The organism is Halobacillus sp. AWM4_238 (assembly GCF_056158265.1).
This window is the reverse complement of the sequence record NZ_JBSWSY010000002.1, coordinates 2031447-2055314: the sequence shown is the minus strand read 5'-3', so window position 1 is coordinate 2055314 and position 23868 is coordinate 2031447. Positions and strand designations below refer to the sequence as shown.

The window sequence follows — 23868 nt, the reverse complement described above, 5'->3', positions numbered from 1 at the left end:
TATACCCTATCCATGAACAACTGACAAGAACACCTGTTCGTTAATTTTTGAAGCTTTGGTTCCAGGACTTCATTTTATCTAAAGCCAGTCTATCATGATTAATTTCTCCAGGCTTAACAGCATTCCCTATCACATAATCTTCGAACGACATCCCTACAAAATCAAAAATATGGCCGAATTGTTGAATTAAAGGTAATCCGGTTACATATGGATTGCTTCCGCCTGTAGTGATGACATAGGCTTTCTTTCCACGGACCTGTTCTTTGAAGTTGAAACGATCATCACGCATATACTGGGACCAGCGATCAAAGAACAATTTCATGTGGGAGGTCATGCCAAACCAGTAAATAGGAGTTACAAAAATAACTAGATCATGAGCCAAAAATTCATGTAGCAAGGTTTCATAATCGTCTTCAACTGGGGAGAAACCTTCATCCGTATGACGCATATCTATGATTGGATTAATTTTGTAGTCACTTAGACGTACTTGAGTATGCTCAATTCCTTCCGTCGCTTGTTCCACAAGGTACTCTGAATTCCCGTTCTCTCTTGAACTTCCTAATATTGTCAATATCTTCATTGTTTCCTGCCTCCTTTGCTTCTGGAATGAGTATATCATTGAACAGGTCATCATAGTTATCTATACTTATCAATAATGACTATTGTAAATAATGATAGAGGTGTATCGATGGATTTGTCCTATTTTTATACATTTAAAGAAGTGGCCAAGTGGGGGAGCTATACTCGCACCGGGGAAGAACTCGGTTATGCTCAATCCAGTGTGACCACGCAGATAAAAAAACTGGAAGATTACTATGGGGTGAGATTTTTTGAGCGTGCTGGGCAGACCATGCGTTTAACTCAATCTGGAGAACAGCTTTTATATTATGTCGATCAAGTGATCGATTTAATGGAAGAAGCGGAAAGTAAGCTTTCCGACAGTGTTCAAATGCGAGGGACTGTAAGGATCGGAGCGGTTGAATCCTTAGCGGCTTATTTTATATCGAAATCATTGAAAGCCTTTAAAGAACAAAACCCTGATTTGCGAATTCAATTGGAATCCGGATTGTGTCCAAACCTGAAAAATGGTGTGTTAGAAAGTCACTATGATCTCGCTGTTGTTCTTGATGAAGAAGTAAAGCATCCTCTTCTGGAAACTTTCCTTCTGCGCGAGGAAGAAATGGTAATGGTTTCGTCTAGTAAGCATCCTCTTGTCGGAAAGGAGAAAATGGACTTGCGACGCATTGAGGATGAAACGCTTATTCTGACAGAAAAAGATTGTTCTTACAGAAATATGCTCGAAAGCCTATTAAAAAGACGCGGGGTAGAACCTCGTTCGATCATTTCATTTACAAGTCTTGAAGCCATCAAACAATGTGTGATTGACGAGCTCGGAATCGCGATGCTTCCGAAAATGACCGTAGACAGAGAACTTGAAAATGGAAGTCTATGTGCGTTGGACTTTGACCATGAAGAATTGTCCTTATACATCCAAATAATCCATCATAAAAAGAAATGGTTATCTCCATCGCTGGAGAAATTTATTCAATTGCTTTATGAAAAGAGATGAAGACGCTGTGAACTGTATTAAAACAGGATAATTAGATAGAGATTGAATTATTCAAGGATCCAACAAAATTTTTAAAGGCGCTGAACCTTATGGCAGCGCCTTTTGCATACCCATCAAATGCCTAAATTGAAAAAACTTTCAGAAAACGGTTGCAATTTCTGCCCTCTCACAGTAAACTGTACCATAACAGATAAACAAAATAATTTCTGTTATAACAAAGGAGGAGCTAAAATGAAAAAACAACAAACTGTCCCTTGTCCGCAATGTGGTTCGAAAATCGAAGGTCATACTTACAATTACATGATGGAATGTGATCGCTGCCTTTCTAAAAAAGATGAATAATTTTTTGTCATAACTGTTATATATCAGTTGGTTAATAATTAAGTTAGTATACAACAGAGGGTGGCGATTTCATGGAAACCAAATTGTCTGGAATACAAATTTACGGTCCGATGCACGATGGTTTTGGAGAAATACTATCAGATGAGGCATTATCTTTCCTCATTCAGTTGCATGAAACATTCAATGACAGAAAAAAGCAGTTACTTGAAGATCGAGAAGATACTCAAAGGAAAATCGATCAAGGTGAGCGGCCAAATTTCCTCAAAGAGACAGAACATATCAGAAATGCGGATTGGACGATATCCCCTATACCTGACGATCTTAAGGATCGTCGGGTAGAAATTACGGGGCCTGTGGATCGCAAGATGGTCATCAATGGTCTCAATTCCGGAGCAAAAGTATTCATGGCTGATTTTGAGGATGCGAATTCTCCGACATGGCTGAATACCATTCATGGCCAGATCAATTTGAGAGATGCTGTGAGAAGGAGCATTCGTTTTGAAAATCCAAAGGGTAAAGTGTACGAGTTAAATGAAAAAACGGCTGTCCTCAAAGTACGTCCTCGCGGATGGCATTTAGATGAAAAGCACATGACTTATAATCAGGAACGGCTTTCAGGAAGTCTTGTAGACTTCGGCCTCTATTTTTTTCACAATGCTAAAGATCTAATTGCAAATGGTTCGGGTCCGTATTTTTACTTACCGAAGATTGAAAACCATCGGGAAGCGAAGTTGTGGAACGATGTGTTCGTCTTTGCTCAAGACTATATGAACATCCCCCAAGGAACGGTAAAAGCGACCGTTTTAATTGAAACGATTTTAGCCGCCTTTGAGATGGATGAAATTCTTTATGAATTAAGAAATCATTCGGCTGGGTTGAACTGTGGCCGATGGGATTATATATTCAGCTACTTGAAGAAGTTCCGTCATGATGAAACATTTTTATTGCCTGACCGTGCCGATGTGACGATGACTGTTCCGTTTATGAGGGCCTACTCCAAGTTGACGATTCAAACTTGTCATAAACGTAAGGCTCATGCCATGGGGGGAATGGCTGCCCAGATTCCAGTGAAAAATGATAAAGGGAAGAACGACGCTGCCTTTGAAAAGGTACGTGCTGATAAGGAGCGTGAAGTGAAAGATGGGCACGACGGGACATGGGTCGCCCACCCGGGTATGGTCAAGACAGCGATGGATATTTTTGACAAACATATGCCTAAGGAGAATCAGATAGATAAAAATCAAGCGTCTGTCTCCTATCGTGCTGAGCAATTGCTGGAAGTACCAAATGGGTCGATTACAGAACAAGGGTTAAGAACAAATATAAATGTAGGGATACAATATATGGCATCCTGGCTGGATGGAAGAGGGGCAGCACCGATTCATCATTTGATGGAGGATGCGGCAACCGCGGAAATCTCAAGAGCACAAGTGTGGCAATGGATCAGACATCCTAGAGGAGTATTAAAGGATGGCAGAGAAATTACCATGGAGCTTTATGAGTCGTTGAAAGAAGAAGAGATCGAAGCGATACGCTGGGAAGTTGGAGAGAGTGCTTTTGAAAAAGGTTCCTATATAGAAGCCGCTCAGTTGTTTGACCAACTGATTCGAAACGATGAGTTCGCTGAGTTTTTAACTTTAGAAGCTTATAACCATTTATCTTAAGGGGGATTTCATAATGAATGAACGTGTAGAAAAGTTGCGTCAACAGTGGCAGGATGAAAGTCGATGGAACGGGGTGCAAAGACCCTATGAGGCTGAAGAGGTCATTCGGTTAAGAGGGTCCATGGATATTCAGCATACGTTAGCGGAAAAAGGAGCCGAAAAGCTTTGGAAATTGATGAATGAAGAAGATTACGTCCATGCGCTGGGTGCTTTGACGGGAAACCAAGCGATGCAGCAGGTGAAAGCAGGATTGAAAGCTATCTATTTGAGTGGTTGGCAAGTGGCCGCTGATGCCAACCTCTCCGGAAACATGTATCCCGATCAAAGCCTATATCCAGCCAACAGCGTACCTCAAGTAGTGAAGAGAATCAATCAAGCCTTACAAAGAGCGGACCAAATTCATCACATGGAAGGTAAAGAAGACATTGACTGGTTTGCACCTATTGTCGCAGATGCAGAAGCCGGTTTTGGTGGTCAGTTGAATGTTTTTGAGTTGATGAAAGGTATGATCGAAGCGGGTGCGGCAGCTGTTCACTTCGAAGATCAGCTTTCTTCAGAGAAAAAATGTGGTCACCTTGGAGGTAAGGTTCTTTTACCGACACAGACGGCTGTTCGAAACCTGATCTCCGCAAGGTTTGCTGCCGATGTCATGGGAACGCCGACCATCATCATTGCGAGAACCGATGCGAATGCGGCTGATTTAATCACAAGTGATGTGGATCCGTATGATGCTTCGTTCATTACTGGAGAGCGGACAGCTGAAGGCTTCTTCAAAACAAGAGCTGGTTTGGATCAAGCGATTGCACGCGGTTTGGCTTATGCGCCTTATGCTGACCTTGTTTGGTGTGAAACATCGGAGCCTAACTTGGATGAAGCGCGCCGTTTTGCAGAAGCCATTCATGAGCAATACCCTGGAAAGCTATTGGCTTATAACTGCTCACCTTCATTCAATTGGAAGAAGAAGCTTGATGATCAAACGATTGCAAACTTCCAACGTGAGCTAGGTAACATGGGATACAAGTTCCAATTTGTTACTTTGGCAGGTTTCCATGCCTTAAACCACGGCATGTTCGAACTTGCCCGTCAATATAAAGATCGTGGCATGGAAGCTTATTCTGAACTCCAACAGGCAGAATTCGCTAGTGAAGCTTACGGGTATTCTGCAACACGACATCAGCGTGAGGTTGGAACGGGGTATTTTGATGAAGTCGCTCAAGTGATATCAGGTGGAACATCTTCAACGACTGCATTGAAGGGCTCCACAGAGACCGAACAATTTGATTCAGAAACGGTCAGCCCAACCTGAATGGTGTACGATCCAAAAGTAACGTCTGGAGTCTGAAGCTCCAGGCGTTTTTTTCTACAGGATTCTTAGAATTTACTACTTCTATCTTCTTCTCCCCGTTCCAACCACCATCACCAAACGTTAAATCCCCAATACGGGCTCATGCCCAATTAAGTGTTGAAATAAGAATATGGAAGCGTTTTTCGTTGTAAGGGTTATCATGTCCTCGTAGCACAATTTTCCAGTAATTTAATATGGTATGATATCAGTTATTTTTAGTGATTGTGAAAATCAGGAGTGATATCATGCCGGTAAATTCAGGAGAAGAATATAAAAAACGGATTGATGAGATGAACGCTGAAGTTTGGGTGGCCGGCAATCGAATCACGGGCGCCATTTCTGAACATCCTGCTTTCAAAGGGATCATCCGTAGTCAGGCAGAACTCTACGACCTACAATGTGAGCATCAAGAAGACATGACTTTTTCCTCTGAAACGACAGGGAACCGGTTAGGGTTGTCGTATTTAATCCCAAGAACGAAAGGGGATTTAGAGAGAAGGAGGAAAATGATCCAGCGTTGGGCCCTTCATTCAGGCGGAGTGATGGGAAGAAGCCCGGATTACATGAATACCGTACTTGCGGCTTTCGCTGCATCCATTGATGTGTTGGACGGAGAAGAGAATTGTTATCCAGACCGGCTTCTTAGGTTTTATGAATATGCTCGAGAGAATGATTTGTCGTTTACCCATACTTTCATTAATCCACAAAGCAATCGTTCAAAATTAGCTTTTTTAGAAGAGGATGTCACGAACGCCCGAATTGTGGATCGCACTAACCAAGGGTTGATCATCAAAGGAGCAAAACTTCTGGCAACACAAGGTGGAATAACCGATGAGATCATCGTTTTTTCCGCTCCTGGTGCACAGGATAATGCGCACGCCTACTGTTTTTCCATTCCAAGCAATACCAAAGGTTTAAAGTTTATTTGTAGAGAATCGTTCGCTAATCAAGGAACCTCTTTTGATTATCCATTATCCTCCAGGTTTGAAGAGATGGATACCATCGTTATTTTTGAGGATGTTCTCGTTCCATGGGATCGAGTCTTTATACACGATAATATCCGTGCTGCCACACGTTTGTATGTTCAGGGGAAATTCGTTCCTTTTACGCTACATCAGATCGTTTCCAGGCAAACGATTAAAACTGAATTTTTATTAGGGATTGCTCAAGGAATTGTCGATACCATTCAAATTGGTGAGTACCAACATGTTCAAAGTAAAGTAGTGGAAATAGTGAAGGGCCTGGAAGTTATGAAGGCGCTCATCATCAAATCGGAACAGGAAGCGGCTGTGGACTCTTCAGGTATAATGGTCCCTGCTAAACAACCATTATATGTGGCTGTGAACCAATTCCAAGAATGCTACCCGAGGTTCGCTGAGATCCTTCAGATTCTCGGTGCCAGTGGGATGATGTCGATTCCACAAAAGGCGGATTTCGATGGAGAAGTCGGAGAGAAGCTGGATCACTTTCTGCAAGGGGTCGAAGTGAAAGGGGAAGATCGAGTATCCCTTTTTCGGTTAGCCTGGGATTTGACAATGAGCAGTTTCGGTTCCAGACAAACGCTTTATGAACGGTTTTTCTTTGGAGATCCTGTACGACTCTCGCAAGCCATTTATCAACTATATGATAAAAACAAAGCGTTGGAATTCACTCAACCTTTCTTATCGAAAAAAGCTGACAAATAAATGTCAGCTTTTTACCGTTTAGCATTCGCTTTTTTTGCTTTTTGTTCTAACTGAGAACGAGGTTGCTGATCAGCGACATCTTCAGAAAGTCCCTGAGGATTTACAGTGTTGCCTGCATTTCTTTTGAATGCATTGCTTTTCTTACTCATAAGCACACCTCCTATCGCTTATTTTGGAGTAATCCGTGGTTTTTATCCATGTTTTCAATAGGCAAAAGCTTACAACGAATGGGTTTGTTAAACATGTAAAAGCTAAGCGCAAAGGAGGGCTTATGTATGAAGCAAAAGCAAAACCAGCCGAATCGTAATCACAAACAAGAAATGGATGACTATAATTCCCAAGGCTTAGCCATTACGCAAGAGCAAGTATCCGACACGCTCACGGAGGGTACGTACGATGCCAAAATTGACGAAGTGGATGAGAACGGTCAATTGATCAGCCATAAAGGTGAGCCAATAACAAAAGAAAAGAAGCGTGACTAGTGATGGCTCGAAGGAGTAAACTGCTTGTTCCAGAAGCAAGGGCAGGACTCGATCAGATGAAAGCTGAACTCCTCAAGTCTTCCTCTCCTGAACAGACAAAATATGAAGTGGCAAAAGAACAAGGAATACCATTAAAGAGAGGCGACAATGGTGATTTGTCTACGAGAGATGCAGGAAAGATCGGTGGGCAAATCGGAGGACGCATGGTAAAAGAATTAATTCGCAGAGCTCAACAACAGATGGAACAAGGGCAAAAGTAAGAGGCGCAGAATAGCGCCTCTTTTTTATAACACGGGTCATTATGCTTATTCTTTATTCGCTACCAAGTGTTTGGGATGCATCATTACCAATTGATCGAGTTCATTTTTATGATATAGAAAGTCTGCTTTATTTTTAAAAATAAGGGCTTGATCGATTTGGTGTTGATGCACAAGGACCGCTAATTCTATATCCATTTCTGTATAAAGTGAACGGTCTTCATACTTCTCATCGATAAATGGAATAGACATATAAAAAGGATCGGTATCATTCTTTTTAACTGCGATGTACCAGCCTGCATGGTCTACATAAAAGGGATCATCAAGGATGTGAAGATGATCGCCATGGTTAAATTCAATTATTTCATGACACGTACATTCTTGGTTGCCTTTTTCGTATGTGAACGTTTGTAGAACGGTTAAGGTATTCTCCATAGCCATTCTCCTTTCAGGGTGTTAAAACAATAATAGTTGATAATGATTATCAATGTCAAACAAAAATTCACTTCTTTTTCTGATAATTTTGGTATAATGATATAAATAAAATGGCTTTTTCATAGAGGAGAATCTTTATGGGATCTATCAAAGATTTGGTTGGAAAAGTACAGTTTGATGGGGATCGCGTCATCGTTGTACCTCAAGAATTACAGTGGATTGGTCAAGGGAGAAGTGCTGTGGTCTACCGTTTAAAGGAAACTGACATAGCCATAAAGGTTTTTTATCCAGGTTATGAGGACCTTGCACATATTGAAGGGGAAGTTTACGAGAAACTGAACAACCATGAGTTTTTTCCAGCCTTTTATGAAAAAGGCGAAGGATATTTGACGATGGAGTACGTGGAAGGGATTACTTTTTATGATTGCCTTGTCAATGGGGTTGCGATTACAGAAGAGATGGTCCAGCGTGTTGATGAGGCGCTTGAATTTGCCTGTCGTTTGGGTTTTAACCCTTCGGATACTCACTTGAAAAACATTCTGCTTACTTCAGATGGCGAAGTGAAAGTCATTGATGTGGTTCGTTTCACGCAGGAGTTTGATTGTCCGCATTGGCGTGACCTGAAAAAAGCCTATGAAACCTTTTACCAGCGCAGGTATGTCCCCAAAAAAATTCCGCGGTTTTTTATAGAGTTTATTATACGACTGTATCGTAAGCGTTTATTGCCGATTTAAACGATTCTGTTGTTTGATCATCCATTTTTCTGGGAAAACCTTGAATGAGAAAGGTGGAATGTAGACATGACACAGCATCGTTTAAGTGAAGTCGAAGTCGGTAAAAATTACAAAGCGAAAGAATTGGACAGTTTCGTATCCACGACAGATGTTATTGTTTTGTCCAACAATGAATCACAACTTTTCACAGATCCTGAAAGGGAATATAAAGTGGTGCACGCATTTGATGGGTTATTTGAACATTCCTCTGAAGATGGAGAGAAATATTTCCGTGATAAGAAAGCCTATGTTGTAGAAAAGGTATAAAAAAGGCGTCCTTAGGGGCGCCTTTTTTACTTCAACGTCAGTATCTTAATTTCATGAGAATTTCCTTGATTTCTTCATCCTCCATGAGTACATCCTCATACTTTTTCGTAATTTCAGTCAATGCCACATCATGATAGAAGAATTCAGTAAAGAATTTCACTAATGGTTTGGATAAGGTATGGATGCCATGGGTTGCTTCCCCCTCCACACCCGCAAATAAAATTTCACACCCATCAATAATAATGAGTTTGTGTCTTTCAAGTGCATCGTGTTTGACGTCGGGCAATAGAACATGGGCATGGAGCTTTCCTGTTTCCAGCTCACCCACAGAAAGAAGTTCAACCTTAACACCCTGGTTCTTTTTTTCTTCAAGAAGAGGCAGGAGAGGAGACAATTCGTCACTCCATCCGGTAAGAAGAACTTCTTTTTTCGCATTCTGAATCCGCTCTTCTAATAATGACATGATGGACGCATCATTTTGTATGGTCCATACGCGTTCATCCGATTCATGAAGTTTAAACGTTGTATTTTTCATTTCGTCTATATTGGCTTGGAATTCCGTCGTCAGCTTTTTCACCGTCGTTTCCATTGATAGAGCGGTATAAAGTTTTTTTCTTTGTTGAAAAGAGGTGAGAATCAAACCTTTTTCTACAAGGCGCTGCAGCACTTCATAGATCTTCGACTTTGGGACTTGTGAGTATTTGACGATGGAGGTAGCATCCAAAGGCTCTTCGCTAGCCGTCAACACTTCAAATACTTGACTTTCATATTGAGTAAATCCGAATTTTTGTAACATCACGTACCTCGCTTTTTTATGGAAAGGGATTTAATTAATCGAATTGGATATAATTGCAGGATTCTGTAAGACTCGATTTCGAGACTTTATGGGGTTCGTTTGCTATGTGAGGAGTCAGGGGCGATTCCGCATTTGAACACTTTCCTGTGGGGGAGTGTCGAGCTTCCTGGGCTACCGCCGATCTCCTTTCTCCCACGGGAGTCTCGCAGCTTACCAACCATCCCATTCTATAATGAGAGAAACGAACCCCTATACCAAGAAGGAGCATCTTCCACCATCACTACCTATAGAAATAAAGCACAATAACAAGCGTTTATGAGCTCTATCCAAACGGTGGAGGGATTGGATAGAGCTCACAATACATATAGAAAACGCCTAATTCTGCAAGTGGTTCGAGAATCTTATATAGCAAAGGGGCGGAGGGGAATGGCGAGACTCCTGCGGGAAAAAAGTGCAGGGTGAGACCCCACAGGACGCAGTCCGAGGAGGCTCACCGCGCTCCCGCGGAAAGCGAGTTATTCCCCGCAGCCCCATCCACTCAACAAAAATCTTGAAACCGAGTCTTCAAGAAAAGGGAGCTATAATTAAATAGACTTTTTTCTATGCTTTAGGTTTAGAATACATGGAGGATTGAAAAACGTAAACATTTCCTCTTGTTTTATCCTTTTTAAATGGTTACCATTGTAGTGGTAACCTAATAGAGAGGGTCATGCAATGATGAATAAAAAAGTATATTTGTTAGCTCTAGTTGCTTTTGTTGTCGGAACCGTTGAATTGATTATTGGTGGGATTTTAGACCTTGTTGCTGATGATCTAGGGGTTACCCTTGGTCAAGCGGGTCTATTGATTACTATTTTTTCTTTAGTATTTGCAGTGGCATCTCCAATTTTACTTACGGCAACCGCTCGGTTTGACCGGAAGAAATTGATGCTTGTCACATTAATTATTTTCTTTCTTGGAAACATGCTCGCCTATTTGAGCCCGAATTATTCCACAATCATGCTGGCAAGGGTGTTAACAGCGGCAAGTGGGTCATTGCTTGTTGTTCTTGCTGTGACGATTGCTTCTGCGATCGTTTCAAAAGAGTACAGAGGAAGAGCGATTGGTACCATATTTATGGGGATCAGTGGTTCTCTTGTTCTTGGAGTACCCATTGGGCTGACGATTGGGAACAGCTTTGGGTGGAGAGCCCCCTTTCTACTCATAAGTGTCCTGACTCTCTTATCAGTTGTGGCTGTTTGGGTTTCGTTAGGGAATATTGCTCCGAAACCTGTCATTTCTGTTAAAGAGCAGTTACGGACGTTAAAAAATAAAAAGATTTTCTCTGCACAGTTGACCTCGTTCTTGTTTTTGACCGGTCACCTGGCCTTGTATGCGTATCTCACCCCTTTTCTTAAGTCAGAAATGGGGATGAACGGGACCTGGGTGAGTATCGTTTACTTCATCTTTGGTGTCGCTGCCGTCATGGGAGGAGGAGTCGGAGGATTTTTGTCAGATAAATTCGGATCTGAGAAAAGTATTCTTGGGATTATCCTCGTCTTTGCGGTGGCTATCTTCACAATCCCACACGTCACCTTTTCTCTTCCGTTATTCTTGATGGTGATGGTGATTTGGAGTGCTTTGAGCTGGGCCGTGACGCCTGCACAACAAAATTATCTAATCTCCTCAGCTCCTGAAACGTCAGATATTCAGCAAAGCTTGAACAACTCTGCGTTGCACTTTGGAATTGCTTTCGGTTCTTCGATCGGTGGCATTGTCATCGAGCAGAGTTCGGTTATTCATAACGCAACGGTTGGAGGATTTTTCGTGCTGCTTGCATTGGCCAGTGCATATTTTTCAATTACTCGTGGACGACAAACGTATAAACAAGAAGCGATGCAACAATCATAATAAAACCCCACCGACTGAGGTGGGGTTTTCGTTATGCCTATTTATACTCAATAGCAATCATATCCCAATATTCCAAATGGGGAAGTGTGAAAGACAATTGACCATCCTTTTGCTTAAATTCAAGAGTCTTGGGTACACCTTTCTTCCAATCAGGGGAAGCCATCCAAACCTTTTCCACCTTGCGCTTTTCGTCCATTTGGATCGGGACGTTGTTTATGGTTTCTGGCTTCTTTTGTGTACCTTGCGGATCTCGCCAATTCATATGCTCAACATCAGTAAAGTTAAGAAGCTGAACAATCTTTTTGTTGTTTGTTTTCTTACTGAACGCGTAAATGGCCCCTTTCTCCGGTTGAGAGGAGAAAGTTGCTTTATCAGAAGTTAGGACGAGTTCATCGGGAGAAAGCTCATCCCCACGTAAGAGATTTTGATATCCGACCATAAAATCGTAGTAATGAACGAGTCGCTCTTTTAACTCTTTTGTCATTGTTAGATGATCGTTTGGAAAATACTCCTTCGCCAGCATATGTTCTCCGAGTTCAATGTGAGCTCCACCGTGAGCAAAGATTAGTGCATCTGTGAAAAGGACGCCGGGGAGGTTAAACACACCCTCCTGATTTGCACGGTCGTAGTTCATGTATGCAGCTAATACTGTATTCTTGTTCCAGTTTTGTTTGTTTTCGATCAGGATGTCTTTTAGTTGCCCATAGGTTGTGATTGGGTCCCAAACTTCCGTATACAGAAAAGGAACACCAGCATTGGAAATTTCCTCTTGGCCATATTGATTGACCGCATTCATGATGGAAGAATGGTCCGGAAATTCTGCCTTCACAGCTTCTAGAAAGTGTTGATAGCTTTGTTTCATTGATATTGGAAGACCTGAAGCCTTGTAAAGATCTCCACGGTTCCCCAATTGATCGATATGCCAACCATCAAATGGAAGAGCCTGATAGACGATCTGTTGTCTTTGAAAGATATAGTCCTGCCATTCCGAGTTACTTGGGTTGGTTAAGAAAATATCGCTCTTCCAGCTGTCAGGAAGGGGATGGCGATCCACTTTGTCTGCATTTTTGTCTTTATACACGTACCAGTCAGAAAGAACACCGTCCTGCTCCGCTCCTGACAGAGTTCCATATAGTAAATTGTACGCCATCGCCTGCATGCCTTTTTGATGAGCTAAATCAATATAATGATCGATGGTTTGGAAATCTACAGGCTCACTAGCGATGTTAGACCAACTGTCCAGTGGTTTTCCATGGTTCATTTTTAAAGGCTGATGGTGCTCGTCATGCCAATCGTAGAATTGAAGAGCATTGATATGATATCGGCTCAACCGGTTTATAACCGCCTGCTGCTCCTTTTCTTCCATCGTGTGAAATTTAGATAAGAACCCATATCGGGGAAAGGCTGTCCAGGAAGAGGAAACATCAACAGCAATTGTCTTCCCTGCACTCTTGTCGTTGGAAGGCTTCACTTCAACCAAATACCCCTGGTGGTCCCTATTAGGGGGAGTCCAGGTCCATTCTAGCCATTGGCCTTCTTGTTCAACGGTTGTGCTTTCAATGACTCTCCCTTTGTAATAATAGTGAACGACAAAAGAGTTGTGACTCTCGTCATTCATCTTTGCTCTGAATTCAACACGTTCTCCAGGATTGTATTTCGATTGGTCTTTGGAAAGTTGCTTGATTTCAACTGGAGATTCTGTTTTGTCATTCCATAAAGCAATGATCAGCAAAGTTTGCAATAAGAGTACAATCATTAATAGAAGGAATTTTTTGTTCATAAAAACCAACCTTTATGAGAAATGGCTAGCAGAAAGACTGCTAGCCATTTGAGAATTATTTAAACTGATTAAAGAAAGAGAAGTGGAATCTGTCTTTGAAAAATTGGAAGAAAATCGAATATAGTTCCTGTTGTCTTTCTTTTTTAGATTTTTCTTCTTCTGATTGATCATTTTTACTCTCTTCTTGATCTTCATTACGTTCGCCTTGGCGTTCATCTTGATCGTCGCGCTCTTCGTCATCATTTTCATCGCGATCGTCTTCACGCTCATCTTGATCGTCGCGCTCTTCGTCATCATCTTCATTGCGATCGTCTTCACGCTCATCTTGATCGTCGCGCTCTTCGTCATCATTTTCATTGCGATCGTCTTCACGCTCATCTTGATCGTCGCGCTCTTCGTCATCATCTTCATCGCGATCGTCGTCACGTTCATCTTGATCGTCGCGCTCTTCGTCATCATCTTCATCGCGATCGTCGTCACGTTCATCTTGATCGTCGCGCTCTTCGTCATCATCTTCATCACGTTCGTCGTCACGTTCATCTTGATCGTCACGCTCATCATCATCGTGATCAGAGTTACCGTTTTTCTTTCCAACGAAGGAAATTTTCACTTTATGTTTTTCATCTGCTGGAACATTTACATATAGCGTTTGGTTTTCTTCGTCATAGTAGAAGGACTCCTGTGTGGATTTTACTTCCTCTACAGAGTTGACTTCCTTATATTTCGACCTAGCCGCACGTACACGTTTCGGAGCTTCTTCGCCATTAAGCTTCAATGTATAAGATTCTAAGTCAGAATCGTACCCTGTAGCTTTTTCTTTTTTCTTGAATACAATGTGTTTTCCTCTACGTTTGACTTTCAGATCAGTCACATTGTACTCGCCATCTTTGTAATCTAATGTTGCGCCATCATCCTCATAGAAAGAGTAGGTCGCTTTTTTGTTCAAGTAGGTATCTAGAACAAGATTTTCAAGCGGCTTTTCACCTGTATATTGTTGAACTTCACGTGTAGGGATCATCGAATCCTTTTTAATGTAGATCGGAAGGTGATCCAGCTGTGCTTCAGTAGTGATCGTCTGACCTCCGTCAAACTCTTGGCCTGTCCAATAGTCAACCCACGTTTCTCCTTCTGGCAGGTAAACGTCACGTTCGGTTTGTCCTTGTTTAACAACTGGGGCGAGCATCATTTCTTTTCCGAACATGAATTGATCACTTATGTTATAAGTGTTCTCATCATCCTGGAATTGATAAACGAGCGGTTGCTGAACAGGTGTCCCTTGTTCGGAAGCGTCGATAAACGCATTGTAAAGGTAAGGCATCAGTTGATAGCGCATTTCGATGTATTTTTTACTGATGTCTTCCACTTCTTGGCCGAATTCCCATGGCTCTTGTGCTTGTGTTTTACCGTCTGCTTTTTTGTCACTATCATAGTGGACACGAGAGAATGGTAGGAAGGCTCCTACTTCCATCCAGCGGGCAAACATTTCGGCATCAGGACGCCCTGCGAATCCACCGATGTCGTTACCAACAAATGGAACACCAGAAAGTCCTACGTTCATGTTCATTGGTAGGGACATCTCTAAGTGATCCCATTCACTAACATTGTCGCCTGTCCAAAGAGCTGCATAGCGTTGAGAACCTGCGTACATATCACGTGTCAATACGAATGGACGCTCATTCGGTTTGTACATTTCAAAAGCATCGTATGTAGCTTCAGCCTCATCGTGCCCATAAAGGTTATGGTACTCTGCGTGGGTCCGCTTGTTCTCTCCTTCACCAAACGTTACATCCAATGGCATCGTGTGGTAAGGGCCATCGAATACTGCTGGTTCGTTCATATCATTCCAAACTCCATCGATGCCTTTATCGAAGAGAATGTCGTGCTTACTAGCCCACCAGTCACGGACCTCTTCTTTTGAAAAGTCAGGGAACATTGAATCTCCAGGCCAAACTTCACCTACAAAGTTTGTTCCATCAGGGTTCTTAGCCCAGTAGTCGTTGGCTGTTCCTTCATCGTACATGAAGTAGCCAGGGTCTTTTTTGACAGCAGGATCATTGATTGTGATCTTCTTAAAGTTCATGTCATCCAGCTTTTGGTGCAAGTCCTTGTCACCGAATTTATCGGACCATGTGAAAACACGGTATTCATCCATATAATCGATATCAAAGTGCATCGTGTCTACTGGAATCTCTTTTTCACGATACGTTTCAGCTACACGCTCGATATCTTCAGCTGAATATTCCCATTTGGATTGATGCAATCCGAGCGTCCACTTGGCCGGCTTGTCCATTTTACCTGTTAACTCTGTGTAACGATCGAGCACATCTTCAATTTCAGGTCCATACATGAAGTAATAGTTCAATGTACCGCCATCTGCGTAGAAGTAATAATAATCGTCACTTTCACTTGCCATTTCGAAATAAGAACGGTTCGTGTTATCAAAGAACATCCCGTATGCTTTCTCATTTTTCAGTCCGATGAAGAAGGGGATGGATGTGTATAAGTATTTTGTATCTGTGTTATATGCATAAGCGTCTGTGTTGAACATTCCGATGCTTTCTCCACGCTGGTTCACGTCAAGGCCAGATTGTTCACCAAATCCGTAAAAAGCTTCATCATCTGTCGTCTTTTTATATACGTAAGGCTTTTCGCCGTCATAACCGGATCCGTTCTGCATGTAATCTTCGTTGATTACGTTTCCTTCTTTATCTAGGAATTTAATACCAAAAGGCTCTTTTTTAATTTTGATCGTGATTTCGTCAGTGGTGAGGGTAGTTTCGCCATCCTCTTCAGAAACTTCAAAAGAAGGGGTCTCCCAATCTTTTTTACTGATCGCTTCTGAGAAATACTCTTCTTCACCTTCTTTTAAAATGGAAACTTTCGCCATGTCTTCAGAAAAAAGACGGATAAAAGCGGTTTGATCAGAGGATAAATCGAGCTTCACTCCATTTTCAAGCTGTTCCACACCTTCTACCTGAAGTTGTTTTTTTACAGCCTCCTGGTTCAGCTCTTGATCAGGGTGGGGTTGTGTTACCGCTAGTACGTTCGGTGCTTGTGCTGCCAATACCGTAGCCGCAATAGCCGTAGTAGTAACTAAGCGGGAGATTTTTTTGGATGGTTTGTACATGTTAGCTTTTCACCTCGTTGGATTTTATTTACGTCAACCGGTTGCGCTCATCTAATGTATACCGTGAGTGGAATCATGACAATTAACTTTTGTGGAATATTTTACATGTGCCTAAAGGACTATTGTGTTGATGAGAAGGGGTATGGAAGCGTTTGATATTATTTTTGTAAGAGTTTCCAAAAAAAGTGAGATTCCAACCAAAGGTTCATCCTTTACGTTTCCTTAACAAATGTGGGGACTTTAGGTTCTTTTTATGTAAAAAGTGTGAAAACCCCCAAAAAGAGATCATTTAAACCGAATTTATCGGCATTTAACAGCCTTGCCTTAAGAATATTTTTGGTGAATCGAAAAATACTACCATTGTTCCAACTGAAAAGGAGGGGAAGAACATGGGTAGAGACGAACACCGTAAAAACAAAGGGAAACAAAAGCGAAAGTTACCTCAAACGCCTAAAAACCAGAAAAACATTGATGTTGAGTTTTCTGAAGAACTAGCGGATCGCGAAGATAAGATCGCTCAACAAAGAGCAGAAGCTGCAGACCGCCGCGCTCACAAAAGACGATAAGTATTAAATATAGCCACACCAGGTCATCCAATATTTGGATGACCTGGTGTGGAATAATCATACAGAAGTACATTCTATACAGTTTGAATTGTTTGAACTTTTATTGCTTTATGGTATAATTTCAAATTGTGCTGAAATCATGGATCACATAGTAATGAAACAAATACTTAGAGGAGGTCATTTAGGTATGAACCAATGGCGTAAATGGTTACCGGCTGTATTGCTTGGTATTCTCTTAACTCTAGCTGCTTGTGGTGGCGAGTCAGGGGAAGACGCATCAAACGGTAACGAAAATGATGGAGAAAACGCAGAAACATCCGAAGAAAAAGGTACTGTACGAATTGGTATGAACAACTGGGCTGAGAACGTTGCCGTATCAAATATGTGGAAACTTGTTCTTGAAGAAAAAGGCTATACTGTAGAACTGGAACAAGTGGAAAAAGGTTTCTTATATGAAGCATTGTCCAGTGGTGACTTAGATATTGGTATGGAAATCTGGCTTCCAAACACAGACAAAGCCTTTTATGAAAAGTATAAAGAAGATATCGACTGGCGTGAAACTTGGTATGAAGGAACAAAATTAGGACTTGCTGTACCAAAGTATATGGAAGATGTTAATTCAATTGAAGATTTGAAAGGCTCTGATGCATTTTCTGACAAGCAGATTGTAGGAATTGATGCAGGAGCAAGTATTATGTCTCTGACAGAAGAAGTCCTCAATGAATACGACCTGGATTATACACTTGCAGCTTCTTCAGAACCAACAATGATCACAGAGTTGAAGAGTTCTATGGAAAGTGAAGAACCTATTGTTGCTACTCTATGGAAGCCACACTGGGTATTTTCTGAAATGGATCTGAAATTCTTGGAAGACCCTAAAAACGTTTATGGAGATTCCGAAAATATCTCCTATGCCGCGCGTAAAGGATTGGAAGAGGATCAGCCTCAAGTCGTTAAATGGTTTGACAATTTTATGTTAAACGACGATGAGCTTGGTAGCCTTATGGCTAGCATCAATGAAGCTGGCGATGCACAAGAAGGAGCTCAGAAGTGGATTGATGAGCATCAGGACCTTATTGACGAATGGACAACAGAATAAAACACATAAGATACTAAAGACCCGCTCTTCAGAGCGGGTCTTTTTTTCATTTTCTAGTTCATCCTGTATGAGCCCATATTTCACCTGTTATTCATCGGTAGCGGGCTTTGTGTCGTCGCTCCTCACGTAAAATGAGCGAATGAATTCCTATCCCAATTGATAAACCAATATAGGTGGAAACCAAGGCAATGGGGAAAAGAAATAAAACGCAGTAAGAACCATTGGGAACACAAAAGAATAAATGAACAAAAGTCCTGTGTTAATTAAAAATATCCATCTTCTTTGAGGTTTGGGATAACAAAGTTTAACGATCAATCCTATGATAACGGAGAAATAGAAAAGAGCGATTTGAACGGGATTTGAAACAGCTGAAACGGAAAATAATAGAGAAAGAGCAATGACCTCTACAAAATGAGTTTAAGCACTCCTTAATCAGGAAACATACAGAGTAGATTCGATTTACAATTCTTGAAAGGAGTCGCTGTTTTATGGACTTAAATAAAGAAATAAAAAAACTAGAGGCAGTACATTTAGAAAAACCACAAAAAGTATTTACGATGTATCTAAACACCGACCCTTCCGACCCGGATCAACAAGGGGGAGAATGGAAAATCCATTTAAAAAATGGATTGAATAATTTTGAATCCTATCTCCAGGAGGATGGCGATTCGGATGAAAAGAGAAACTATTGGGCAGTTAAAGAGAAAGTGGAGCAATTTATAGAAGAAAATGAACAAAACTTCGCTAAAAGTGTTGTCTTATTTGCTACAGGCGACGATACGGTTTGGTTCGCTGAGCGTTTCCAAATGCCTGTGAAGACAGAATTCTATTGGGAAGAAGCGCCTGTTCTGGATCAATTGAAAGAGATGCAGAACAAGTTTCCTAAAACAGGGGTCGTCTTAACTCAGAAAAATCAAATCAAATTGATTGATGCAGAACTTGGAACACTGAAAGATACACAGTTGTTTGAACTAGATTTAGACACTGAGGATTGGAGACAGCATCAAGGGCCTCACCGTGCTCAGCCATCCATGGGATCTGGTGGTGCTAAGACATCCAAGAGAGATCAATTTCAGGAGCGCTTCGATGCCAACCGATATCGTTGGTACAAGAGTGTAGCCCCGAAAATTGACAAGCTAGCTAAAGATTATGGCTGGGAGCGTTTCTATCTTGTCGGTGATAAAGAAGAGCTGAAAGACCTGCAGGACAATATGAATAAAGAAGCGAATGATATGGTCAACAAAAACCTTCTGGATCATGAAGAAATGCAAGTACTTGATGAAGTCGTTCAATAATGTGAGAAAGGTGCTGGTGTTAAAGCCAGCGCCTTTTTTTGTGAACAGATGTAGGTTGTGTAAAGCACCTTTCGGTTGTGGAAAATTGGTTTCCTGATCAGACTTTTCTTGAAATTATCGTAAATTCCACATTCCTTTTGACTTTATGTTCATAAGTTAGAGGAGATTCTTAACATTATACATAACAGAAAAAGGTATGATAAAATATTATTTAATGAAAATAACTCAGAATGGGGAATTATACATGTTCGTGGTAGATTCAATGGTGAAGGTACCAGACCATAAAGCTGATGAATTAATTCATATTTATAGAAATAGATCACGTCTTGTAGATCAAGCGGATGGTTTTATTTCCTTTCAACTGCTACAGAATGACAGAAAACCTGGGGAGCTGACTGTCCATTTGGAATGGGAATCTAAAGAAGCCTATTTGAAATGGGCTCGTAGTGAGCAGTTCAAGAAAATTCATGAATTAGAAAAAGAATACCCTGATCAGGAACTTCAAGGCATCGTTCCAAAGGTTTCTAAGTACGAGGTGGTTGCAACGTGAACAAATCGGAGCAAAGCCGCATCGTTCAATCCGTAGCAGATGAAATTTATGAGGCTTATCCCTTCCTTTGGGAAAAGTTCGGTCAGAATGGAAGGGATCGTACAGAAGAAGATAACTTTCATCATTTAGATCATTTAGAAGCGGCCTATGAAATGAAGAGTGTCTACTTTTTTATAGATTATACGAAGTGGCTCCATACAGTTCTGACCTCCAGGGAAGTTCCCACCTCACTAATCATTGATAATTTTGAACGCCTTGTACGCTTGCTGAATGACATGGATGTAGTAGACGAGGACGAGAAACAGTGTTTTATTAACTATTTGAACGAGGCTTTACAACATTTGCATACACTTTCAAAGAGGTGAATACTTTGGACGTGCAACACGAAAATCTAGCCCACTATTTCCTTCAAGGAGATGAACAAGGGGCAACAGAATATATTAATACTTTATTAGAAAAATATCCGAGAGCTTATCTATATGAAGATATCATTACTCCTGCTATGTATTATATCGGAGAACTGTGGGAGAAAAATGACATATCCGTTGCAGATGAACATTTGGCTACGGCCACTTGTGATTTTGTACTTTCAAAATTGGATTCGGGAAACGGTCATGTTAGTAGGAAACACCAAAAAAAGTACAAAGCTATGTTATTCGGTGTAGAAGAGGAGCAGCATTACATAGGTTTGAAAATGGTGGCTGACACGTTTAAAGACCATGGTTGGCGCGTGCGTTATCTGGGTCCGGATCTTCCATTAAAACATTCGATCACCCAAATTGAAACGTACCGACCGGATGTCATAGGAATTTCAGCGTCTTTACCTTATCGCTTAAAAACAATTAAAAGTTTGTTGGATCGGTTCTCTCAATTCGGTTGGAAGCCTCTGATTATGGTAGGCGGAAGAATCGTGAAGAATTACGACTTGAAAGAGTTTGAGTCTGATCAAGTGATGGTTATCAAGGATCTGAATCATCTGAAACGGTGGTTCAATGAGGGAAGGGAAGAAACGATCAATGAAACGAGTTGAACGCAGCTTTCCTCTACCACACTTTATCATCAACAAAAATTTTAGAATTGAATCCTTATCAGAGGAAGCTATAGAAATGTTTGGTGAAGTGCACAGTCTTTTAGATTTCATAGACGAAGGCAGCTTATCGAAATTTAAAAAGTGCGTGACCCCGGATATTCATAAACTCTCTTTAGAAATCGCCATTAAACCAATAGAGGAAAAGAAAAATCCCGTTACATGCGATATGCATGTGAAATGGAAAAATGATTTGCACGCAGAAGTGTTAATTATTCCAAAGGATGAACAGTTATCAAAGGTCACCGAAACAATGAATCAGCTACGATCACGATTGAATGATACGAACTTTCAGCTTCTTGAGGAAAAAGAAAAACTGGAAGAGGCCGTCCAACATGGGAATCGACTTTCCGCTCCTTTTATTCAATTAACTGAAGAAACGGCACTCATCCCGCTTTTTGGTTCAATTACCGCAGATAAAATGTACACCGTGGAAGAACCTTTGCTTCGAGCCATCCAAGAGGGAGAAATGGACAGGATTTTGTTTGATTTTACTGCCGTAGGACGAATTGATGAGGATGGGGCTCAATTATTAAAAAACTTGATGAAGTCTTTATGTTATATGGGATCACAAGTCGTGATTACGGGTGTCCGTCCAGAGCAGGTGAATCGTATACAATCGGTTCACTTTTCATCAGAAATTACGTTTATACACTCCCTGCATCAAGCACTAAAAAAGTATTGCCGGTTTTAAAGTTGCCCGCTCCTTTAAAGGAAGCGGGTTTTTTTGTTCGATGATTATTCTTTTTGATAAAAATACGTTAATCAACCAACTTTTCGTGGAATAGTTCATCAAGAGATATTATTGGGAAAGGTGGTAAGATCATGGAGATGACTTTAGAAGTAAATGGTATGACTTGCAATCACTGCGAGCAGTCTGTGAAGGGTGCTCTTCAGGAATTGGAAGGGGTGCATGGAGTAGAAGTTGATCTGGATAGTGGGAAAGTAAACATCGCCTACGACGAAGCCTATGTTAGCAAACATATGATGAAAGAAGCCGTAGAGGCTCAAGGGTATGAGCCAGTAGGCTAAGAAAAAAGAAGCCCGGAATTCCGGGCTTCTTTTTTTGACTCTTCAGATCGTAATCCTTACTGGATGTTGTAGGGCAATTGAGTCTTATACCCTGTGAATTGTTGATACGTTTGGTCAACTTTTTGCTTTTCTGCCTGCTCAAGCGCGTACCACCCGTTCTTAAACATGAGGTTGTATAAATTGCGTTGACAGTCCTGCGTTTCCTTGAATATGGTAGCAAGATCCTGATAGATGTTTTGGTTGCTCGCTTCATTTAATGCGATGTTGTAAGAAGCGGTCATGTACTTTTCTGTTGTTAACTGATCATTCACAAAGTCCCGCTCATTCATTTGTGGGGTTTTAGGTACATTTGTTTCAGGATTTTGTATTTTTTGAGTCTGGTTCATGATGGTCCTCCTCAGTTGGTTGTTTGAGATTGTGAATTCAAATGTTTGAGCAGCTTATCATAATGACGCTGGTGCATTTGACCAGCCTCTTCCAAAGCGGCCTGTATTTCAGGTGTTTGACAATTCTGCGCAAAAAAATGAGCTTTTTTACAGGCATTCAAATTCCAAGACAGCATATCAGCAAGATAAAGCTGATCTTTCGTGCTTACGATGTTAGGTACCTGAGACATGGGTTGGGATTGTTGCATGGATGATTGATTTTGTTGTGGCATCACGTTTCCTCCTTCTTTTTTCATTTGTTATTATGGCCCTCATCTTTATTTCTATAAGAAAAATCATGGCTCCCATATGAGCGAGGAAATCCATTGGTGAAAGAGATGGGAGTCTGTCGAAAGAAACATTATTTTTTCCCTATTTTATTTAATCAATGATAAAATAGTAGTATGTTAACGATTACAAGTTAGAAAAATCAGAATTATTTTTGAGCGGGAACAAGGTTTAGGGGGTTGGAGAATGGAACGGATACTCAGAAACTTTTTTCTGTTTTTATCAAAAAATCGCTTTTTTACTAAGTTGGCAAAAAGATATGGCTTGCGTTTCGGTGCAGGAAAGTTCGTAGCGGGTGAAACGGTTCCTGATGCTGTCCAAACAATCAAAGAACTGAATGAAAAAGGCATGGCTGTGACCATCGATCATTTAGGGGAATTTATCGATAGTGAATCAGAGGCAAGGGAAGCAGCGGAGGGATGTATAAAAGCAATTGAAGCCATTTCAGAACATCAATTGGATTCCCAGCTTTCTCTGAAATTAACTTCTATGGGTCTGGATATATCTGAAGACCTTGTTATGGAAAATATGCGTAGGATCCTTGATGTCGCTCAAGAAAAAGATGTATTTGTTACCATTGATATGGAAGATTATGAAAGATGCGAAAAGACGCTAGAGATTTTTAAACAACTGCGTGAAGAGTATGAACATATCGGGACCGTTTTACAGTCCTATTTGTACCGGACAGTAGAGGATGTAAAAGAACTCGATCGATTCAACCCGAACTTACGACTAGTGAAAGGCGCGTATAAAGAATCGCCAAAGGTCGCTTTTCCTGATAAGAAAGATGTAGATGAAAATCTGAAGAAAATCATACGCATTCATTTGCTGAATGGAAATTACACCGCTGTAGCCAGCCATGATGATGCGATGATTGAGTACACTAAATCCCTGGTAGAAGAAAATAACCTATCCAAAGATCTGTTTGAATTTCAGATGCTTTATGGCATTCGAGTCGAAAGGCAGGAAGAGTTAGTGAGAGAAGGGTATAAAATGCGCGTGTACGTACCGTATGGGAATGACTGGTACGGTTACTTTATGAGAAGGCTTGCGGAAAGGCCTGCTAACGTTGCATTTGTTTTAAAAGGTGTGTTCGGAAAATAATCAAATGCC

At 41.1% G+C, this 23868-nt stretch carries 26 protein-coding genes; 18 read left to right on the top strand and 8 right to left on the bottom strand.

What is annotated here, in order from left to right:
* Window positions 1-40: 40 nt before the first annotated feature.
* Window positions 41-580 (bottom strand): flavodoxin family protein, encoded by a 540-nt coding sequence (locus ACXACN_RS10580; protein WP_474964308.1) that lies wholly within the window; start codon window positions 578-580, stop codon window positions 41-43.
* Window positions 581-688: 108 nt separating this feature from the next.
* Between ACXACN_RS10580 and ACXACN_RS10575 the strand changes: the two genes are divergently transcribed.
* The 4 genes from ACXACN_RS10575 to hpaB all read left to right on the top strand — a co-directional run bounded on the left by ACXACN_RS10575 (window position 689) and on the right by hpaB (window position 6606).
* Window positions 689-1570, top strand: coding sequence for a LysR family transcriptional regulator (locus tag ACXACN_RS10575; protein ID WP_474964307.1), 882 nt, complete (start codon window positions 689-691; stop codon window positions 1568-1570).
* 413 nt (window positions 1571-1983) lie between these two features.
* Entirely contained in the window at window positions 1984-3576 is a 1593-nt protein-coding gene (gene aceB, locus ACXACN_RS10570) for a malate synthase A (protein ID WP_474964306.1), read from the top strand.
* A gap of 13 nt (window positions 3577-3589) precedes the next feature.
* Window positions 3590-4882 carry an isocitrate lyase gene (gene aceA / locus ACXACN_RS10565; protein WP_474964305.1) on the top strand — a complete coding sequence of 431 codons (1293 nt, stop codon included), beginning with the start codon at window positions 3590-3592 and terminating at the stop codon, window positions 4880-4882.
* 284 nt (window positions 4883-5166) lie between these two features.
* Window positions 5167-6606, top strand: a complete 1440-nt coding sequence (hpaB, locus tag ACXACN_RS10560) for a 4-hydroxyphenylacetate 3-monooxygenase, oxygenase component (RefSeq protein WP_474964303.1) — start codon at window positions 5167-5169, stop codon at window positions 6604-6606.
* Between the two features lie 11 nt (window positions 6607-6617).
* Here the strand turns inward: hpaB and ACXACN_RS10555 are convergent, their stop codons facing one another.
* Window positions 6618-6755, bottom strand: coding sequence for a hypothetical protein (locus ACXACN_RS10555; protein WP_167356006.1), 138 nt, complete (start codon window positions 6753-6755; stop codon window positions 6618-6620).
* A gap of 126 nt (window positions 6756-6881) precedes the next feature.
* Between ACXACN_RS10555 and ACXACN_RS10550 the strand changes: the two genes are divergently transcribed.
* On the top strand, window positions 6882-7088 hold the full coding sequence (locus ACXACN_RS10550) for a DUF4025 domain-containing protein (RefSeq protein WP_474964302.1): 207 nt from the start codon (window positions 6882-6884) through the stop codon (window positions 7086-7088).
* A gap of 2 nt (window positions 7089-7090) precedes the next feature.
* A complete protein-coding gene (locus tag ACXACN_RS10545; protein WP_474966854.1) occupies window positions 7091-7348 on the top strand; it encodes a small, acid-soluble spore protein, alpha/beta type in 258 nt (85 codons plus the stop codon).
* A gap of 45 nt (window positions 7349-7393) precedes the next feature.
* On the opposite strand, the gene ACXACN_RS10540 is transcribed toward ACXACN_RS10545, so the two are convergent.
* On the bottom strand, window positions 7394-7780 hold the full coding sequence (locus ACXACN_RS10540) for a hypothetical protein (RefSeq protein WP_474964301.1): 387 nt from the start codon (window positions 7778-7780) through the stop codon (window positions 7394-7396).
* A gap of 137 nt (window positions 7781-7917) precedes the next feature.
* Here ACXACN_RS10540 and ACXACN_RS10535 point away from each other — a divergent pair, with 137 nt between their 5' ends.
* Window positions 7918-8514, top strand: a complete 597-nt coding sequence (locus tag ACXACN_RS10535; RefSeq protein ID WP_474964300.1) for a serine/threonine protein kinase — start codon at window positions 7918-7920, stop codon at window positions 8512-8514.
* A 66-nt stretch (window positions 8515-8580) separates the two neighbouring features.
* A complete protein-coding gene (locus ACXACN_RS10530; protein WP_474964298.1) occupies window positions 8581-8820 on the top strand; it encodes a hypothetical protein in 240 nt (79 codons plus the stop codon).
* Window positions 8821-8857: 37 nt separating this feature from the next.
* On the opposite strand, the gene ACXACN_RS10525 is transcribed toward ACXACN_RS10530, so the two are convergent.
* Window positions 8858-9616, bottom strand: a complete 759-nt coding sequence (locus tag ACXACN_RS10525) for a TrmB family transcriptional regulator (RefSeq protein ID WP_474964297.1) — start codon at window positions 9614-9616, stop codon at window positions 8858-8860.
* 717 nt (window positions 9617-10333) lie between these two features.
* On the opposite strand from ACXACN_RS10525, the gene ACXACN_RS10520 reads away from it, so the two are divergent.
* A complete protein-coding gene (locus ACXACN_RS10520; protein ID WP_474966852.1) occupies window positions 10334-11506 on the top strand; it encodes an MFS transporter in 1173 nt (390 codons plus the stop codon).
* Window positions 11507-11543: 37 nt separating this feature from the next.
* Here ACXACN_RS10520 and ACXACN_RS10515 read toward each other — a convergent pair whose 3' ends face one another.
* The gene (locus tag ACXACN_RS10515; protein WP_474964295.1) at window positions 11544-13286 is read right to left on the bottom strand and encodes a glycoside hydrolase family 66 protein; all 1743 of its coding nucleotides are present in this window, start codon (window positions 13284-13286) and stop codon (window positions 11544-11546) included.
* 55 nt (window positions 13287-13341) lie between these two features.
* Window positions 13342-16413: a glycoside hydrolase family 31 protein gene (locus ACXACN_RS10510; RefSeq protein WP_474964294.1), complete on the bottom strand. Its 3072-nt coding sequence runs from the start codon at window positions 16411-16413 to the stop codon at window positions 13342-13344.
* Window positions 16414-16802: 389 nt separating this feature from the next.
* Here ACXACN_RS10510 and ACXACN_RS10505 point away from each other — a divergent pair, with 389 nt between their 5' ends.
* From ACXACN_RS10505 to copZ, 8 genes are all read left to right on the top strand, one after another.
* Complete coding sequence (locus ACXACN_RS10505) at window positions 16803-16979, top strand: YfhD family protein (RefSeq protein ID WP_474964293.1); 177 nt, start codon at window positions 16803-16805, stop codon at window positions 16977-16979.
* 187 nt (window positions 16980-17166) lie between these two features.
* Window positions 17167-18078 (top strand): glycine betaine ABC transporter substrate-binding protein, encoded by a 912-nt coding sequence (locus ACXACN_RS10500; protein WP_474964291.1) that lies wholly within the window; start codon window positions 17167-17169, stop codon window positions 18076-18078.
* 488 nt (window positions 18079-18566) lie between these two features.
* Window positions 18567-19373 (top strand): VLRF1 family aeRF1-type release factor, encoded by an 807-nt coding sequence (locus ACXACN_RS10495; RefSeq protein ID WP_474964289.1) that lies wholly within the window; start codon window positions 18567-18569, stop codon window positions 19371-19373.
* A gap of 244 nt (window positions 19374-19617) precedes the next feature.
* Window positions 19618-19923, top strand: coding sequence for an antibiotic biosynthesis monooxygenase family protein (locus ACXACN_RS10490; RefSeq protein WP_474964288.1), 306 nt, complete (start codon window positions 19618-19620; stop codon window positions 19921-19923).
* Window positions 19920-20288: a hypothetical protein gene (locus ACXACN_RS10485; RefSeq protein ID WP_474964287.1), complete on the top strand. Its 369-nt coding sequence runs from the start codon at window positions 19920-19922 to the stop codon at window positions 20286-20288. Before ACXACN_RS10490 ends, ACXACN_RS10485 begins: the two co-directional genes overlap by 4 nt.
* 11 nt (window positions 20289-20299) lie before the next feature.
* Window positions 20300-20953 (top strand): cobalamin B12-binding domain-containing protein, encoded by a 654-nt coding sequence (locus tag ACXACN_RS10480; RefSeq protein ID WP_474966851.1) that lies wholly within the window; start codon window positions 20300-20302, stop codon window positions 20951-20953.
* A complete protein-coding gene (locus tag ACXACN_RS10475; protein WP_474964285.1) occupies window positions 20940-21704 on the top strand; it encodes an STAS domain-containing protein in 765 nt (254 codons plus the stop codon). The genes ACXACN_RS10480 and ACXACN_RS10475 overlap by 14 nt, the downstream gene beginning before the upstream one ends.
* Window positions 21705-21835: 131 nt before the next feature.
* Complete coding sequence (gene copZ, locus ACXACN_RS10470) at window positions 21836-22042, top strand: copper chaperone CopZ (protein ID WP_474964284.1); 207 nt, start codon at window positions 21836-21838, stop codon at window positions 22040-22042.
* Window positions 22043-22098: 56 nt separating this feature from the next.
* On the opposite strand, the gene ACXACN_RS10465 is transcribed toward copZ, so the two are convergent.
* Together ACXACN_RS10465 and ACXACN_RS10460 are read right to left on the bottom strand one after the other, a co-directional pair.
* Window positions 22099-22428: a spore coat protein gene (locus tag ACXACN_RS10465; protein WP_474964282.1), complete on the bottom strand. Its 330-nt coding sequence runs from the start codon at window positions 22426-22428 to the stop codon at window positions 22099-22101.
* A gap of 11 nt (window positions 22429-22439) precedes the next feature.
* A complete protein-coding gene (locus ACXACN_RS10460) occupies window positions 22440-22700 on the bottom strand; it encodes a hypothetical protein (protein ID WP_474964281.1) in 261 nt (86 codons plus the stop codon).
* Between the two features lie 241 nt (window positions 22701-22941).
* Here ACXACN_RS10460 and ACXACN_RS10455 point away from each other — a divergent pair, with 241 nt between their 5' ends.
* Entirely contained in the window at window positions 22942-23859 is a 918-nt protein-coding gene (locus ACXACN_RS10455) for a proline dehydrogenase family protein (RefSeq protein ID WP_474964280.1), read from the top strand.
* Window positions 23860-23868: the final 9 nt, after the last annotated feature.